Here is a 14,823-nt window from a genome sequence, read left to right as displayed (position 1 = left end):
CCATTTTCTGGGGGTGATTCAGATTCATCCGATTTCGAGGGCGTAGGGCCCTCGCTAGACTTGGCTGTCTTTTCCCGTCCGAGGCCATGCTCTTGCGTTCGCTCCGTCCCAGCCCGATCCTGCCAGCCCTGTTGTCCGCCGTTGCACTCGCCGCGAGCTTGCTGTCGGGCGGGGCTGCCGCGGCGGAGTTCGGGCTGCCGGTGGGCGATATGCCGGCCACCGGCGCCCAGGTCCTGCCGCAAGATGGGGCAGGGGTCGAGCCGGCTGCCGGCACGCGCAGCATGCTGGTGGAGTTGCAGGCGCGCATGCGCGAAGGACGGGTGCGCGAACTGCGTACCCGCTACGACGGCGACTATGGCACCAGCCTTCTGGTCGCCGACGATGCGGTGGTCTGCTATGTCGCCCTGCTGCACCAGCGCAGCCTGTGGCGGGTATTCCGCTTCGATGCCTTCGCCGATGCCGAACGGGCCTTCACGCGCCTGTCGCAGCAGAACGCCGACTGGGCCAAGGATGCCATCGTCGGCACCGTGCTGAACTCGCAGCAGCGCGAACTGTCCCGCCTGACACAAGAAAGCGAGGCGCGTCTCGGCCTCCTCGACGCCGAACTGATGCGGATGCAGGCGCAGCGGCGCCTGATGCTGGAGGCGCAGCAGAGTGCGCAGGCGCAGGCCAATGCTGCGCATGTCGAAAACCGTGCCGCGCGCCTGCAGCTCGACCAGTTGTACACGCGCATCCGCGAACTCGAGGCGAGCCTGCTCGATGGCGTGGCGGATCCGCCGGCAAAGGCGGGCCGGCGAGCGGGCGACCGGCGCTGAGCCCGATCGTCTGCGCCGGACCGCTTGCGGCGGCTCGAACGCCGGGCCGCCGGGACGGAATCGAGGCGGCCGACGCATCATCCGCCGGAGCATTGCGCGGATGCCCCCGCATCTTCCGAATTCTCCGCGCAGCAACCGGCTGCGCCGACGCCAGTATCCGGCGAGCTTCCTGCAGGTGATCCCCATGTCCGACGCATTCCCTTCTGATCCCTATCCCGGCATCGCCGTGCCGCCGCCGTTCGGTACGCCTTTCGAGGTGCGCAAAGCGCTGGAGACGATGCGTGCCGACGCCGTGGCCAAATATATCGCCGGGACTGCCGGCGGGGCCCTGCGCGCCCGGCGGCGCGCCTTCCGGCACGGCCTCGGTGGCGGCCTGCTGGCCGGCTTGCTGCTGGGGGTGGGTGGTGGCGGCGCGGCCTGGTGGCTGCAGCAGGCCGCGCCGCCGACGGAACCGCCCGTGAGCGCCTCGACTGCCCTGACTCCGGTCGCCCCGGCTCCGGCCGCGTTTTCTGCCTCCGATGCCGCTGCTGCGCTCCTGGTGGCGCGCGAGGCACCGGCACCGGATGCCTCGGCAGCGCCGCCGGGTGAGGTGGGGGCCGGTGTGCCGGGGAGCAGGTCTGCGGCGGCTCCGGCCGCTCCGGCCGCCAACATGGCGCCGGCCGCTCCGGCCGCCAACATGGCGCCGGCCGGGGTTCCGCCGGCGGAGGCCGGCAAGGCGGTGCCGGCGCGGCGCGCAGGCGTGGCAGCGGCGGGGAAGCAGGGCGCCTCGAACGGCCGGCGAACGTCCACGCGTGCCGCGTCATCGGCGGCGGTGGGACCGGCGGCGTCGATACACCGGGGCGCCGGCTGGCAATCCCATCCGGGAAGCCGGCATCTGCCTGCCGAGGACGTCGCCTACGCGGCTTCGGACACGGCATTCGAGCTGCGCGGGCACGCGCCCTTGCTCGGGCAGTGAGCGGCCCGGCGGCAGGCCGATGGCGTGAGGGGCATCCGCAATGGTAGGCTAGCTGGCATGAAACCCGTCTATACCTGCCAGATGCCCATCCGCTGGGGCGACATGGACGCCATGGGCCATGTCAACAACACCGTCTATTTCCGCTACATGGAGCAGGCGCGCATCTCCTGGTTCGAATCGCTGGGCCGCGGCGGCAAGGACGCCGACGGCTGCGGACCGGTCGTCATCAACGCGCACATGACCTTCCTGCGCCAGCTGCGCTATCCGGGCGACATCGAGTGCCGCCTCTACGCCGGGGCCCCCGGACGTACCAGCTTCGAGACGCGTATCGAGATCCGCCGCATCGACGAGCCCGAGGTGGTCTACGCCGAAGGCGGCGCCAAGGTGGTCTGGTGCGACTACGAGGCGGAGAAATCGGTCCCGCTGCCCGAGGCCATCCTGGCGTTGATCACCGGCTAGTGCCCCGAGTCCAGAATTCGCGGGAGTATCCAGCCTGCCGGGAAGGCGTGCGAGGCTTGGTACGCAGCGCAGCAAGGCTGGAGTCTTGGAGCATTCCTGATGACGCATCGCGCGGCTGATCGACGCAATCAGGGTCGACTTAGTCCACGAATTTGTGATTCAGGACACGAGTGTTCCGATCGGGGCTAGTGGTTGATCAGCCTTTGCACCAGGTCGACGGCCGTGCTCGCCCCGTACTTCTTCATCAGGCGGGCGCGGTAGATATCGACGGTGCGCGGGCTGATCGCCAGCAGCTTGCCGATCTGCTTGCTGGTCTTGCCGTCGACCAGCTGGGCCGCCACGTCGCGTTCGCGCGCGGTCAGCTCGGCGGTGACCGGGCGCTTCTGCGAGAGGTCCTCGAAGCTCCAGATGCCTGCGCCGAGCGGGTCCTTGCGATCCAGCGAACGGCCGGTGACGTGGCACCAGAACAGTTCGCCGCCGGCGCGCTTCATGATGCGTTCGTCCGAGTACAGGCCGCGCGTGTTCATGATCGGCACGATGCGTGCGCCGATGCGCTCGAACTCGTCGGCGCTGGGGTAGAGCACCTGGAACGACTGGCCGACCAGGGTCTCGCGGGTGGTGCCGAAGATGCGGCAGACCTCGTCGTTGCAATCCTCGATGACGCGCTCGCGTGACAGCACCAGGCCGACGGGGGCGAGCAGGAAGGCGGTCTGGTAGTCGATTGCGGGCATGTCCTTATGTATTTTTACGTAATGGCCTAGCAGGCGCCCCATCGCGTATGCTTTCGCTCGGTCGACATGGCGGCGCTTGCCGCCCGATTGTACCGTTACAATTTCCCCGCGTCGCCCGCCGCCGGCTGGACCGGCGGCCCCGAGCGGGCGGGAACCACCGAGGAAGGAGCAAAGCATGAACAAGGTCTACGCCAGCGCCGCCGAGGCGCTCGCCGGCGTCGTCCGTGACGGCCAGACCGTCGCGGTCGGCGGTTTCGGTCTGTGCGGGATTCCCGAGGCGCTGATCGCCGCGCTGCGCGACAGCGGTGCCAAGGAACTGACCTGCATCTCGAACAATGCCGGTGTCGACGGCTTCGGCCTCGGCCTGCTGCTGGCCACCCGCCAGATCCGCAAGATGATCTCGTCCTACGTGGGCGAGAACAAGGAGTTCGAACGCCAGTACCTGGCCGGCGAACTCGAGCTCGAATTCACGCCGCAAGGCACGCTGGCCGAGAAGCTGCGCGCCGGCGGCGCCGGCATCCCGGCCTTCTTCACCAAGACCGGCGTGGGCACGCTGGTGGCCGAGGGCAAGGAAGTGCGCGAGTTCGACGGCGCCCAGTACGTGATGGAACGCTCGCTGACCGCCGATGTGGCGCTGGTCAAGGCCTGGAAGGCGGACCGTGCCGGCAACCTGATCTATCGCCGCACCGCGCGCAACTTCAACCCGATGTGCGCGATGGCCGGCAAGGTCACCGTGGCCGAGGTGGAAGAGATCGTCGATACCGGCACGCTGGATCCGGACGAGATCCATACGCCGGGCATCTTCGTGCAGCGCATCGTGCTGAACGCCAATCCCGAGAAACGCATCGAGCAGCGCACCGTGCGTGCCGCAGCCTAAGGAGACACATCATGGCATGGACACGTGACGAAATGGCGGCGCGCGCTGCCGCGGAACTGCAGGACGGCTTCTACGTCAACCTGGGCATCGGCCTGCCGACCCTGGTGGCCAACCATGTCCCGGCAGGGATGGAGGTGTGGCTGCAGTCGGAGAACGGCCTGCTCGGCATCGGCCCGTTCCCGACCGAGGACGAGGTCGATCCCGACATGATCAACGCCGGCAAGCAGACCGTGACGACGCTGCCTGGCTCGTCGATCTTCTCGTCGGCCGATTCCTTCGCGATGATCCGCGGTGGCCATATCAACCTGGCCATCCTCGGCGCCATGCAGGTCAGCGAGAAGGGCGACCTGGCCAACTGGATGATCCCGGGCAAGATGGTCAAGGGCATGGGCGGCGCGATGGATCTCGTGGCCGGCGTCGGTCGCGTGGTCGTGCTGATGGAACATACCGCCAAGAAGAAGGACGGCGGCGAGGACCTGAAGATCCTCGGTTCCTGCTCGCTGCCGCTGACCGGCGTGGGTGTGGTCAACCGCATCATTACCGACCTGGGCGTGATCGACGTGACCGAGCAGGGCCTGAAGCTGGTGGAAACCGCTCCCGGCGTCAGCCGCGAGGAGATCCAGGCCAAGACCGGCGCGCCGCTGCTGTAAGGGTGTACCCCGCGCGCTGCGTTCCTGCAGCGCGGCGGCTGGACCCGATGAAGCCCCGCCAGGCTCAGCCGGCGGGGCTTCGTGCTTTGCGCGGGCTGCCAGCCTGCCTGGCTTGCGGGGCCGCCAGCAAGCCAGCGCCAGGCGCGACCGCGGTCGCCAGTGTGCCGGTGTCCGCCCGGTCGCATAGGGTCTCCGGCAGGCCCGGCCATTGCAGGAAGCGCAGGGCGTTGCCGAACGGATCCAGCAGCACTGCCTGCCTGCCGGCACCGCATTCCTGCGGCCAGTCCTCGAGGTCGGCGCCGGCTTCCAGCGCGCGCTCGATGGCCGGTTCCAGCTCGGGCACCAGCCAGTCGACCCGGGCCGGGATGCTGCGCCGCATGGCGCGCTGCGGCAATTCCAGCAGCACTATCTGGGCGGGCTGCCCGCCGCCGGCGTGCAGCATCACGGCGCGGGCGCCGGGCCGCCAGGCGCCCGCGTGCAGGCCCAGGCCGTCGCGGTAGAACGCGGCAGCCTGGGCCAGGTCATCGACTTCAATGCGGGTGAGCAACTGCATCGCCGCCTCCAGGGATCGAGCGCGCCCGAGGGGCGCAATGGCGGCATTGTGATCCCGGTCTCCTGACAGGAGTTGTCAGGAGGATGCGTGGCCCGGCCGGCATCGGCGCGGGGCATCGGCGCGGGAACAGCGCCGATCGGTGAAGCTCAGCGCGCCGACGGCAGCAGGCGGACCACCACGTCGGCCAGGGCGTCGCCCAGCGCGAGGTGGGCCTCGGCGTCCAGGTGCACGCCGTCCACCTCGCTGCTGCGGATCACCGTGCCGGCATCGAACAGCGGGCAGCCCAACGTGTCGCAGACCTGCCGGTAGGCGTCGACCAGGCCCGCGCACTTGTGCTCGCCGCCGGCAAACTTGGGCGCCAGCGGGCCCCGGGGGGCGCGGATCGGCGGCGGCGCCACCACCAGCACGGGCGGCACCGGCATGCCCGGTTCGATCGGCGCGCCGCGGATGGCCTGCACCAGGGCGGAGATTCCCTGGGCGGCGTGCCAGGCATTGTGCGGGTGCATCGACTGGAAGTCGTTGCTGCCGAGCATCAGGATCACCATGGCCAGCGGCGAGTGCATCTCGATGACTTGCGGCAAGCCGTCGAGACCATTCCGTCCGGGCTTGAACGGATCGTCCCAGACCGTGCGGCGCCCGTTCAGGCAATCCTCCAGCACGCGCACCGGCGCCTCGGCGCACGGGCCGCCGGCGCGGTTGAGCACGTGTTCCATGCGTCCCGGCCAGCGCACCGGGAAGGGCAGGCGCCGGCGCGTGCCGGGCACGATGCCCCAGGACAGGGAGTCGGCATAGACGAGGATCTGGCGCGGGTCCGGTGCGCCGGAGGGCAGGGCGTTAGCGGCGGGGGGCGTCTGGGCATCTGGCATGGGAAGGCTCCGGGATTGGGTGCGGTGCATCAAGCGAATTGATATCGCGGGCTACACGGTGCCGTCATAATATCGGCTATACGTTCCCCCCATTTCTGGAGAATCAAGTTGCGCTTCGAGCATCTGGTAGAGATCAACGACCCGGGCGATCCGCGGCTGACGCCGCTCACGCCGGAGCAACTCTGGCAGGGGCTGGTCCTGCGCGCCATGGAGCCAGAGCTGTTCATGCTCGGGCTCGATCGTTCCGAGATCGTTGCACGCGGTGACAACTGGATGGATAGAGAGCTGCATTTCGGCGGCGCCACCGTGCAGGACCGCGTGGTGCTGGAGCCCCGGCGCGGCGTGCGCTACGAAAGCGCGGCCACGGCAGAGCACGCCGGGGGCACCCTCAGCATGATGATCGAGGCGCCGGCCGAAGGGGCGCTGCTGCTGCGCTTCCTCTACGAGACCACCATGCCGACGGTCGACGAGACCGGCAACGACCGCTATGCGGAGATCGTCAAGTCCGCCTACCACGAGGCCGATCTCGACACCGTGCGCAAGATCCGCGAACTGGCCGCCAGCGGGCGGCTCGGGTGAGCGAGCCGGCCGCGGCCGGCCAGGCCGCTGTTCCGCGCGGCGCGCCCACGCGTGCCGCGCTGCGCGCGCGCTACGGCGAGCGGGCGCGCTGGCGTGTGCTGTTCACGCTGATGCTGGGGACGGTGTCCTCGATCGTCTCGTCGACCATCGTCAACGTCGCCATTCCCGACCTCAGCCGCCATTTCGCCCTGGGCCAGGAGCGCGCGCAATGGGTGGCGGCCAGCTTCATGATCGCCATGACGCTGTCGCTGCTGCTGACGCCCTGGCTGCTCAATCGCTTCGGCCTGCGCCGCACCTTCATCGGCTGCCTGGCGTTGCTCGGCTGCGGCGGGCTGGTCGGCGGGCTGTCGCCCACCTACGGCGTGATGATCGCCATGCGGGTGGCCGAGGGCATCGCCGCCGGCATCTTGCAGCCGCTGCCCAATATCCTCATCCTGCGCGTGTTCGAGGAGCGGGAGCAGGGCAAGGCGGTCAGCCTGTTCGGCTTCGGCGTGGTGCTGGCGCCCGCGCTTGGTCCCAGCCTCGGCGGCTTCCTGGTCGAGGCCTTCGGCTGGCGCTCCATCTTCTTTGTGGTGGTGCCGCTGACGCTGGCGGCATGGTGGATGGCGCGCCGCTACATGGCGGTCGATTCAGCCATGATGGGAGAGCGCAAGCCGCTCGACTGGCGCGGGCTGGGCTTGGCGGGCATTGCCACCGTGAGCCTGCTCAACGGCGTGGTGGCCATGCGCGGCGACCTGGCGGACGGCCTCGCGCTGGCGGGGCTCGGGCTGGCCATGCTGCTGGCCTTCGTCTGGTGGCAACTGCGCGCGCCGCATCCGCTGATGAACATGCGGCTGTACAGCTACCGGCAGTTTTCCGCCGGCGCCATGGTGGCCTTCATCTACGGCGCCGGCCTGTTCGGCTCCACCTACCTGCTGCCGGTCTATATGCAGATGGCGCTGGGCTATACGCCGTCGCGCGCGGGCCTGGTGCTGCTGCCGGCGGGGCTGGTGCTGGCGGTCACCATCGCCGTCGCCGGGCGCCTGACACGCCGCATCCCGCCGCACCGCCAGGTGTCGTTCGGGCTGGCGCTGCTGGCCGTGTCCTTCCTGCTGATGGCGACCGGTTCGCAATCGACGCCTTACCTGCTGCTGGTCCTGCTGGCGGTGGTGGGGCGCGTCGGCCTGGGCTGCATCCTGCCGTCGCTGACGCTCGGGGCGATGCGCGGGGTGGACTATTCGCTGATCCCGCAGGGCTCGAGCTGCATCAATTTCCTGCGGCAGCTGGGCGGGGCGATCGGTGTGAGCCTGGCCGGGGTCGGGCTGCAGTGGCGCCTGGCCACGCATGGGGCGGCGCTGGGCGAGGCGGGTGCCGCTGCGGCTGGTGCCGCGCGCATCCGTGCCTTCGACGAGACTTTCCTCGCCGTCGGCGTGGTGATCGCCATCGCCATCCTGGCGGCCTGGCGGATCCGGCCGCGGCCGGAGCCGCCGCCGGGCTGAGCGGCCGGGCCGGCGGGCGCCGTCTCCGGCGGCCGCGGTGCGGATCTCAGGCGGCCTTGCCGCTGCGCAGTTCCTCGACCAGCGCGATGTACTTCTCCTTGGCTTCGTCCTGGCCGGTGCCTTTCAGCGTTTCCCAGGCCTCGAACTTGTAGCGGCCGACGAAATCCGTCATGCCGGGCTTGTCGCCGTGGGCATCGCCCTCGCTGCCCTGCTTGAACAGTGCGTAAAGACGCAGCAGGGTCATATTGCTCGGGCGCTCGCTGAGTTGCTTGACATCGATCTGGGCCTGGTCGAAGCGGGCTTGCAGGTCGCTCATCGGTATCTCCTGTCTGGGCATCGTGGAAAAGGGGCGATGATAGCCGCGGCCCCGCTGCGTTTGCCTTGAAAAAAACCGAGGAAGCACTCGACTGCGGGTGCGCCGGGTGCGCGTCCGCACGCGGCAAGCGGGCCGACAGCGGCTACAATCGCGCCATGTCCTGGATTCTTGCAGTTGAAACTTCCACTGAGTGGTGTTCGGTGGCCCTTGGCCGCCTGGATGCGGATGGCACACTGGCGTGCCTGTCCCGCCACGAGCATACGGGCGCGCGCTCGTCCTCCCGCGTGCTGCCGGCTGCCGGCGAGCTGCTGGCCGAAGCCGGCATCGCCCTGGCCGATTGCGCCGCCATCGCCTTCGGCGCCGGCCCGGGGTCCTTCACCGGCCTGCGTACCGCCTGCGGTGTGGCGCAAGGCCTGGCCTTCGGCGCCAGCCTGCCGGTCGTGCCGGTCAATACCCTGATGGCCTGCGCCGAGCGCGCCCGGCGCGACGGTCCGCCGCTGCCCGACGGCACCGCGGTGCTGGTGGCGCTGGATGCGCGCATGGACGAAGCCTATACCGGCGCGTTCGCCTGGCGCGACGGCCGCTGGCATGCGCTCACCGCGATGCAGGTCGGGCCGCCCGAGACCGTGGCCTTGCCGGCGGGACCGTACTGGCTGGCCGGCAACGCGGCCGAAGTGTTCGGCGAGCGGCTGGCCGGCCTGGGCGGCGCGCAGCGCGTGGCATCCGATGCGATGCCGGACGCGCGCGCCGTGGCCGCCCTGGCCTTCGGCGCGCTGGCGCGCGGCGAGGCGGTCGAGGCCGCCGAGGCGATGCCGATCTACCTGCGCGACAAGGTGGCGCAGACCATCGCCGAGCGCGAGGCGGCGGCAGCGCTGCGCGCCGCCGGGAGCCGGCCATGAGCGATATGGCGCAGCACAGCAGCCTGTGCGAGGTGCCCGAGATGCCCGTGCTGCCCGCAGGATGGGCGCTGGGTCGCATGAGCGCACTGGACGCGGATGCGGTGGCCGAGGTCGAGTCCCGCGCCTTCAGCCATCCGTGGACACGCGGCAACTTCGAGAACTCGATCAAGGCGGGCCACCTGGGCCTGGTCCTGCGCGACGCCGCAGGCGGGCTGGCCGGCTATGCCGTGCTGATGCCGGTGGTCGACGAGATGCACCTGCTGAACATCACGGTGGAGCCGGCTCGCCAAGGGCAGGGCCTGGGCCGCTTGCTGCTGGCCGCCGCACTGGCGACGGCCGAGGCGCACCACCTGCACACCATGCTGCTCGAAGTGCGGCCGTCCAATGCGGCCGCGCTGGCCTTGTATCGCCAGGCCGGCTTTGTCGAGATCGGGCGGCGCAAGGGCTACTATCCGGCCGCCGCGCAGGGCCGTGAGGATGCCCTGGTGCTGCGTCGGGCATGGACCGGAGGACAGGCAGCATGACGGACCGGCGCGCTCGATTCCTGGAAGTGCTCGGCATTACCCATGAGTGGCTGCCGCGTGGGCTGCCGCCGCTGGCCGCCGGAGCCGCACCGCTGGCAGAGCCCATGGAGCCGATGGAAGCGGTAGAGGCAGTGGAAGCGCTGGCGGTGGCGCCGGTGGAAGCCATGGCCCCGCTGCGGGACGATCCAGCCGTGCCCGTTCCGCAAGCGGTCTTGCCGCCTGCGCGCCTGCCGCAAGCCGCTGGCACTGGCATGGAAGCCGCCACGCCGGCCGTGGCGGACATGGCGGCAGCCCGCCCGCCGGCGCCGTCCGCCATGCCGCCACACGCGCAGGTGCCGGTCCCCGCGCGGCAAGCCGTTGCCACGCAGGGCGAGGCCGACGGTGCGCTGTCGGCCCGGGCTGCCGGCATTGCCTCGCTCGACTGGCCGGCGCTGGAAGCCCAGGTGTCCGGCTGCACCGCCTGCAAGCTGTGCAGCACGCGGACGCAGACCGTGTTCGGCGTGGGCGACCCCCAGGCCGATTGGATGCTGGTCGGCGAGGCCCCGGGCGAGAACGAGGACAAGCAGGGCGAACCCTTCGTCGGCCAGGCTGGCAAGCTGCTGGACAATATGCTGGGCTCGCTCGGCCTGGCGCGTGGGAACCGCGTCTTCATCGCCAACGTGCTCAAGTGCCGGCCGCCGGGCAACCGCAACCCGGAGCCCGAGGAGGTGGTGCAATGCGAGCCCTTCCTGAAACGCCAGATCGCCCTGATCCGGCCCAGGCTGATCGTGGTGCTGGGACGCTTCGCCGCGCAGAGCCTGCTGCGCACCACCACGCCGATCAGCAAGTTGCGCGGCACCGTGCACAGCTACGAGGGTATCCCGGTGGTGGTGACCTACCATCCGGCCTACCTGCTGCGCACCCCGGCCGACAAGGCACGTGCCTGGGACGATCTCTGCCTGGCGCGCGAGGTACACGACCGTGCGGGAGCCGAGGCTTGAGGCAGCCCTAGCAGCGGGCGGCACGCCGGCGCGCGTGCCGCTCTGGCGCGCCAGCCCGTCGCGGCGGCTGCGCGAACTGGCCTGGTGCACCTTGTCGCCCCAGTTGCTGGCGAGGCTGCCGGACGGGCCCGGCGGCGCGACGCCGGCGCGCTGGCCCGTGGCGGCGCAGGCGGCCTGGGAGCGCTGGCTCCAGGCCGCCGATCCCGAACGGCTTCCCCCTACCATCGATGAACTGGCCGCCGGCGAGCGCGATGGCCGCAGCCTGCGGCTGGGCCGCCATGCCGAGCGCCTGTTGCATTTCGCGCTGGAACGCTGCGCCGGACTCGAACTGCTGGCCGCCAACCTGCCGGTGCGGCGCGCTTCCGCGCGCGGTGTGCAGACGCTGGGCGAACTGGACTTCGTCTGGCGCGACCGGGCCGATGGCGCCATCGTGCACTGGGAGATGGCCGCCAAGTTCTACCTGCTGGTCGAAGCGGAAGGCGCAGGAGATCTCTGCGACGCCGATGAGGCCGCGCACCTGCGTCATTTCGTCGGTCCGAACCTGGTCGACCGCCTGGCCGACAAGCTGGACCACACCGTGCGCCGGCAACTGCCGCTGGGCCGCTCCGCCGAAGCCCTGGCGCTGCTGGGCCAGGCACCGGACCGCAGCGAAGCCTACCTGCTCGGCTGGCTGTTCTACCGCGACGGCCGGCGCCCGGACTGGCTCGAGGACGCCGGCTTCGCGCCTGACCATCTGCATGGATGGTGGTCGACGCTGCCCTCGTGGTCCGGCTGGGCTGCCCGGCAGGCGGGCGCGCGCTGGTGCCGCCTGTCGCGCTCGCAGTGGCTGTCGGGCGCGCTGGTGTCCGCCGCGCAGACGCTGGATGCGGCCACCCTGCAGGAGGAGCTGGCCGGCCGCTTCGCCGAGCCGCGCGCGGACCGGCATTGGCGGCGCGAATCGCCGGTCATGGTGTGCGAACTGGAGCCGGCAGGGGCCGAGGCGCCGGGCATGTGGCGCGAGGTGTCGCGTGGCTTCGTGGTGCCGCTGGATTGGGAGCAGCGGGCGCGCCTGCGGGCCGGCGGAGGACCGGCGGCACAGGGGAGCGTGGCCGGCGCGTTGCGCGACTAGGGCTGCGGGCGCCGAGGCGGCGGAGAAGGCGGGCCGAAAGGCCGGCGTGCGGCGGACCGGGCTGGCGCGGGCGCTGCCAAGGTGCCGCGCCGCCGGCTTCAATGGTGCTTGTCTTCCCCGATCATCGCCAGGGAGTTGAACGTGCGGACGTTGTAGCGGTGCAGGCGCATCACCATCAGCATGGTGGTGCAGACGAAGATGCCGAAAGCGACGATGACCACGCCGATGGGCACGTTCAGCTTGACCAGCAGCGCGTACAGGCAAAGCATCAGCAGTACCGAGACGTTCTCGTTGAAGTTCTGCACGGCGATCGAATGGCCGGCGGACAGCAGCACGTGGCCGCGGTGCTGCAGCAGGGCGTTCATCGGCACGACGAAATAGCCCGACATGCCACCCACCACCATCAGGAAAAGGTAGGCGATCAGCATGTGCAGCGGCATGCGCATGCCAAGCAGGTCGAGCGTGACGGTCGGCACCATCTCCTTGGTGTAGAAGGCCATCAGCATCACCACCGCGCCCATGGCGACGCCGAAGGGCAGTACCGAGAGCGACTTGCGCAGCGGGATGCGCATGGCCGCCAGCATGGCGCCCACGGCCACGCCGACGGCGACCACGGCCTGCAGCAGGGCGCCCTGCGACAGGTTGAGGCCCAGCGATTTCTCCGCCCACTTCAGCACGATGAACTGCAGGGTGGCGCCGGCACCCCAGAACAGGGTGGTGACGGCCAGGCTGATCTGGCCGAGCTTATCGCGCCACAGAGCCATGAAGCAGTCGCCGAATTCGGCGATCAGCTTGATCGGGTTCTTTTCCTGCTGCGGATAGCGCGCCCCGGTGTCCGGGATGAACAGGTTGAAGATGGTGGCAACCAGGTAGAACAGCATGATGACCACCATCGCGGCTTCCGCCGGGGTGGTGATGCCCGTATCGACATAGGGCACGTCGATACTCAGCAGCAGCTGCGAGATGTGCACGGAGATCAGCGCGCCGCCGACCACCGTGCCGAGGATGATGGAGCCTACCGTCAGTCCTTCGATCCAGCCGTTGGCTGCCACCAGTTTTTCCGGCGGCAGCAGTTCGGTGAGGATGCCGTACTTGGCGGGAGAGTACGCCGCCGCGCCGAAGCCGACGATGCCGTAGGCCAGCAGCGGATGCAGGCCGAACATCATGATGGCGCAGCCGGCGATCTTGATGGTGTTGGTGATGAACATCACCCGGCCCTTGGGCATGGAGTCGGCGAAGGCGCCCACGAAGGCGGCCAGCACCACATAGGACAGCACGAAGAACAGCTTGAGCAGGGGGGTCATCCACTGCGGGGAATGCAGCTCGGCAAGAAGGGCGATCGCGGCGATCAGCAATGCATTGTCGGCCAGCGAAGAGAAGAACTGCGCCGCCATGATGATGTAGAAACCCTTCTTCATACTGTGGACTGTCTCTCCATGGCTGGTCTCGCTTCGGTTCGCTAACTCGCTCAGGCCGGCGGCGACTCCTGCCCCGCCTGCGCCGCGCAGGCCGGCCGGCGGCATGCGCGGGGCAATGGCCGTCGTCGGCAGGGAACCCGGCGCTGCCGGCATGTCAAAGTGATGCATGCGTGCAGCGGTGGAACGCCGTTCGGTCCGTCTGTTCGTCATCGATATTGCATCAGGAATGAAACATGGCCGGAGCGTCCGGCTTTATATCATGAAAACAAGACATTTCGGCGCATCGGCGGGAAGGCAGTTTGACAGCCTGGCAGCCATTCGATTCCCGGCCGCACGATCCGAATGTGTTCAAATATCGTTCATCAACGCTGGAGCGGCAGCGCGCGCGGACCGGGTAATCCCCGATGTGGTGCATGCGCGGTGTGCCCCGGTCGTTTTCTGTGTTCGAGGCGGTGGTTTTGTGCCGTTCTCTACGCTCGAGTAGCCGATTTCATGCCAAGACCGATTCACGCCGTCGTCCACCAGCCGGCGCTTGCCAACAATCTCGAAGTGGCGCGCCGCTGCGCGCCGGATTCCCGCATCTGGGCCGTGATCAAGGCCAATGCCTACGGCCACGGCATCCGCCGTGCCTTCGCCGGCCTGCGCGCCGCCGACGGCTTCGGCCTGCTGGACCTGGACGAGGCGGTGCTGCTGCGCGACCTGGGCTGGCAGGGGCCGGTGCTCCTGCTCGAAGGCATCTTCCAGCCGCAGGACGTGGCCCTGCTGGAGCAGTACCGCCTGACCACCGTGCTGCACAGCGAAGAGCAACTGCGCATGCTCGAGCTGGCGCGGCCCAAGGGACCGCTGGCGGTGCAGCTCAAGATGAATACCGGCATGAACCGCCTGGGTTTCCATCCCGACCAGTACCGGACCATCTGGGAGCGCGCGCGCGCCCTGTCGTGCGTGGGCTCCATCGTTCACATGACGCATTTTTCGGATGCCGACAGCCCGCGCGGCATCGAGCACCAGTTGGCCGTCTTCGATGCGGCCACGGCCAACCTGCCGGGCGAGGCCAGCCTGGCCAACTCGGCGGCCACCCTGTGGCACCCCAAGGCCCACCGTGCCTGGGTGCGGCCGGGCGTGATGCTGTACGGCGCGGCGCCCACCGGGCGCCAGGCCGACGTCGAAGGCATGGGCCTGCAGCCTGCCATGTCCTTGCAGAGCGAACTCATCTCGGTGCAGGACCTGCAGCCGGGCGACACCGTCGGCTATGGCTCGCTGTACACGGCCGAGCGGCCCATGCGCGTCGGCGTGGTCGCCTGCGGCTATGCCGATGGCTATCCGCGCCACGCCGCCGGCTGGGGCGACAAGCCGGCGCCGGTGCTGGTCGACGGGGTGCGCACGCGCCTGGTCGGACGGGTATCGATGGACATGCTGTGCGTGGACCTGACGCCCTGCCCGAAGGCACGCGTCGGCTCGCCGGTCACGCTGTGGGGACAGGGCCTGCCGATCGACGACGTGGCCGAGGCCAGCGGCACGGTCGGCTATGAGCTGATGTGCGCGCTGGCGCCGCGCGTGCCGACCACGGTGGCGATGCTGACCGCCCCGGACCAGCCTGGCAACACGGGGGACTGAG

Annotated in this window: 17 protein-coding genes; 12 read left to right on the top strand and 5 right to left on the bottom strand. The window is 69.7% G+C overall.

What is annotated here, in order from left to right; all coding sequences use genetic code 11:
- The first annotated feature begins 92 nt into the window (after nt 1–92).
- The 3 genes from BKK79_RS03345 to BKK79_RS03335 are packed head-to-tail and all read left to right on the top strand — an operon-like array spanning nt 93 to nt 2,229.
- Entirely contained in the window at nt 93–815 is a 723-nt protein-coding gene (locus tag BKK79_RS03345; RefSeq protein ID WP_198173310.1) for a DUF2968 domain-containing protein, read from the top strand.
- Nucleotides 760–1,770, top strand: coding sequence for a hypothetical protein (locus tag BKK79_RS03340; RefSeq protein ID WP_157128381.1), 1,011 nt, complete (start codon nt 760–762; stop codon nt 1,768–1,770). The genes BKK79_RS03345 and BKK79_RS03340 overlap by 56 nt, the downstream gene beginning before the upstream one ends.
- Before the next feature lie 57 nt (nt 1,771–1,827).
- Nucleotides 1,828–2,229 (top strand): acyl-CoA thioesterase, encoded by a 402-nt coding sequence (locus BKK79_RS03335; RefSeq protein ID WP_071012373.1) that lies wholly within the window; start codon nt 1,828–1,830, stop codon nt 2,227–2,229.
- 185 nt (nt 2,230–2,414) lie between these two features.
- Here BKK79_RS03335 and BKK79_RS03330 read toward each other — a convergent pair whose 3' ends face one another.
- Nucleotides 2,415–2,960 carry a PAS and helix-turn-helix domain-containing protein gene (locus BKK79_RS03330; RefSeq protein WP_071012375.1) on the bottom strand — a complete coding sequence of 182 codons (546 nt, stop codon included), beginning with the start codon at nt 2,958–2,960 and terminating at the stop codon, nt 2,415–2,417.
- A 175-nt stretch (nt 2,961–3,135) separates the two neighbouring features.
- Here BKK79_RS03330 and BKK79_RS03325 point away from each other — a divergent pair, with 175 nt between their 5' ends.
- Together BKK79_RS03325 and BKK79_RS03320 are read left to right on the top strand one after the other, a co-directional pair.
- Complete coding sequence (locus tag BKK79_RS03325) at nt 3,136–3,837, top strand: CoA transferase subunit A (RefSeq protein WP_071012377.1); 702 nt, start codon at nt 3,136–3,138, stop codon at nt 3,835–3,837.
- An 11-nt stretch (nt 3,838–3,848) separates the two neighbouring features.
- Nucleotides 3,849–4,487, top strand: coding sequence for a CoA transferase subunit B (locus BKK79_RS03320; RefSeq protein WP_071012379.1), 639 nt, complete (start codon nt 3,849–3,851; stop codon nt 4,485–4,487).
- 64 nt (nt 4,488–4,551) lie between these two features.
- On the opposite strand, the gene BKK79_RS03315 is transcribed toward BKK79_RS03320, so the two are convergent.
- Together BKK79_RS03315 and BKK79_RS03310 are read right to left on the bottom strand one after the other, a co-directional pair.
- On the bottom strand, nt 4,552–5,040 hold the full coding sequence (locus BKK79_RS03315) for a VOC family protein (RefSeq protein WP_071037098.1): 489 nt from the start codon (nt 5,038–5,040) through the stop codon (nt 4,552–4,554).
- A gap of 146 nt (nt 5,041–5,186) precedes the next feature.
- Nucleotides 5,187–5,906 (bottom strand): SGNH/GDSL hydrolase family protein, encoded by a 720-nt coding sequence (locus tag BKK79_RS03310; RefSeq protein WP_071037097.1) that lies wholly within the window; start codon nt 5,904–5,906, stop codon nt 5,187–5,189.
- Nucleotides 5,907–6,014: 108 nt separating this feature from the next.
- On the opposite strand from BKK79_RS03310, the gene BKK79_RS03305 reads away from it, so the two are divergent.
- Entirely contained in the window at nt 6,015–6,485 is a 471-nt protein-coding gene (locus BKK79_RS03305; protein WP_071012385.1) for an SRPBCC family protein, read from the top strand.
- Nucleotides 6,482–7,963 (top strand): DHA2 family efflux MFS transporter permease subunit, encoded by a 1,482-nt coding sequence (locus BKK79_RS03300; RefSeq protein WP_071012387.1) that lies wholly within the window; start codon nt 6,482–6,484, stop codon nt 7,961–7,963. Before BKK79_RS03305 ends, BKK79_RS03300 begins: the two co-directional genes overlap by 4 nt.
- Before the next feature lie 46 nt (nt 7,964–8,009).
- Here the strand turns inward: BKK79_RS03300 and BKK79_RS03295 are convergent, their stop codons facing one another.
- On the bottom strand, nt 8,010–8,279 hold the full coding sequence (locus tag BKK79_RS03295; protein ID WP_071012389.1) for an acyl-CoA-binding protein: 270 nt from the start codon (nt 8,277–8,279) through the stop codon (nt 8,010–8,012).
- A 155-nt stretch (nt 8,280–8,434) separates the two neighbouring features.
- On the opposite strand from BKK79_RS03295, the gene tsaB reads away from it, so the two are divergent.
- Genes tsaB through BKK79_RS03275 form a run of 4 tightly spaced genes read left to right on the top strand, consistent with a single transcriptional unit; the run spans nt 8,435 to nt 11,790 of the window.
- The gene (tsaB, locus tag BKK79_RS03290; RefSeq protein ID WP_071012391.1) at nt 8,435–9,178 is read left to right on the top strand and encodes a tRNA (adenosine(37)-N6)-threonylcarbamoyltransferase complex dimerization subunit type 1 TsaB; all 744 of its coding nucleotides are present in this window, start codon (nt 8,435–8,437) and stop codon (nt 9,176–9,178) included.
- A gap of 5 nt (nt 9,179–9,183) precedes the next feature.
- The gene (gene rimI / locus BKK79_RS03285; RefSeq protein ID WP_071016277.1) at nt 9,184–9,702 is read left to right on the top strand and encodes a ribosomal protein S18-alanine N-acetyltransferase; all 519 of its coding nucleotides are present in this window, start codon (nt 9,184–9,186) and stop codon (nt 9,700–9,702) included.
- On the top strand, nt 9,699–10,682 hold the full coding sequence (locus BKK79_RS03280) for a uracil-DNA glycosylase (RefSeq protein WP_071037096.1): 984 nt from the start codon (nt 9,699–9,701) through the stop codon (nt 10,680–10,682). The genes rimI and BKK79_RS03280 overlap by 4 nt, the downstream gene beginning before the upstream one ends.
- Nucleotides 10,663–11,790 (top strand): DUF1853 family protein, encoded by a 1,128-nt coding sequence (locus BKK79_RS03275; RefSeq protein ID WP_071012394.1) that lies wholly within the window; start codon nt 10,663–10,665, stop codon nt 11,788–11,790. The genes BKK79_RS03280 and BKK79_RS03275 overlap by 20 nt, the downstream gene beginning before the upstream one ends.
- 98 nt (nt 11,791–11,888) lie before the next feature.
- Here the strand turns inward: BKK79_RS03275 and lplT are convergent, their stop codons facing one another.
- Nucleotides 11,889–13,208: a lysophospholipid transporter LplT gene (gene lplT / locus BKK79_RS03270; RefSeq protein WP_071012396.1), complete on the bottom strand. Its 1,320-nt coding sequence runs from the start codon at nt 13,206–13,208 to the stop codon at nt 11,889–11,891.
- A 492-nt stretch (nt 13,209–13,700) separates the two neighbouring features.
- On the opposite strand from lplT, the gene alr reads away from it, so the two are divergent.
- On the top strand, nt 13,701–14,822 hold the full coding sequence (gene alr / locus BKK79_RS03265) for an alanine racemase (RefSeq protein ID WP_071012398.1): 1,122 nt from the start codon (nt 13,701–13,703) through the stop codon (nt 14,820–14,822).
- Nucleotide 14,823: the final 1 nt, after the last annotated feature.

This window comes from Cupriavidus sp. USMAA2-4, assembly GCF_001854305.1.
Classification (GTDB): domain Bacteria; phylum Pseudomonadota; class Gammaproteobacteria; order Burkholderiales; family Burkholderiaceae; genus Cupriavidus; species Cupriavidus malaysiensis.
The sequence above is the reverse complement of the archived record's forward strand: the minus strand, read 5'-3'. Positions and strand labels throughout refer to the sequence as shown.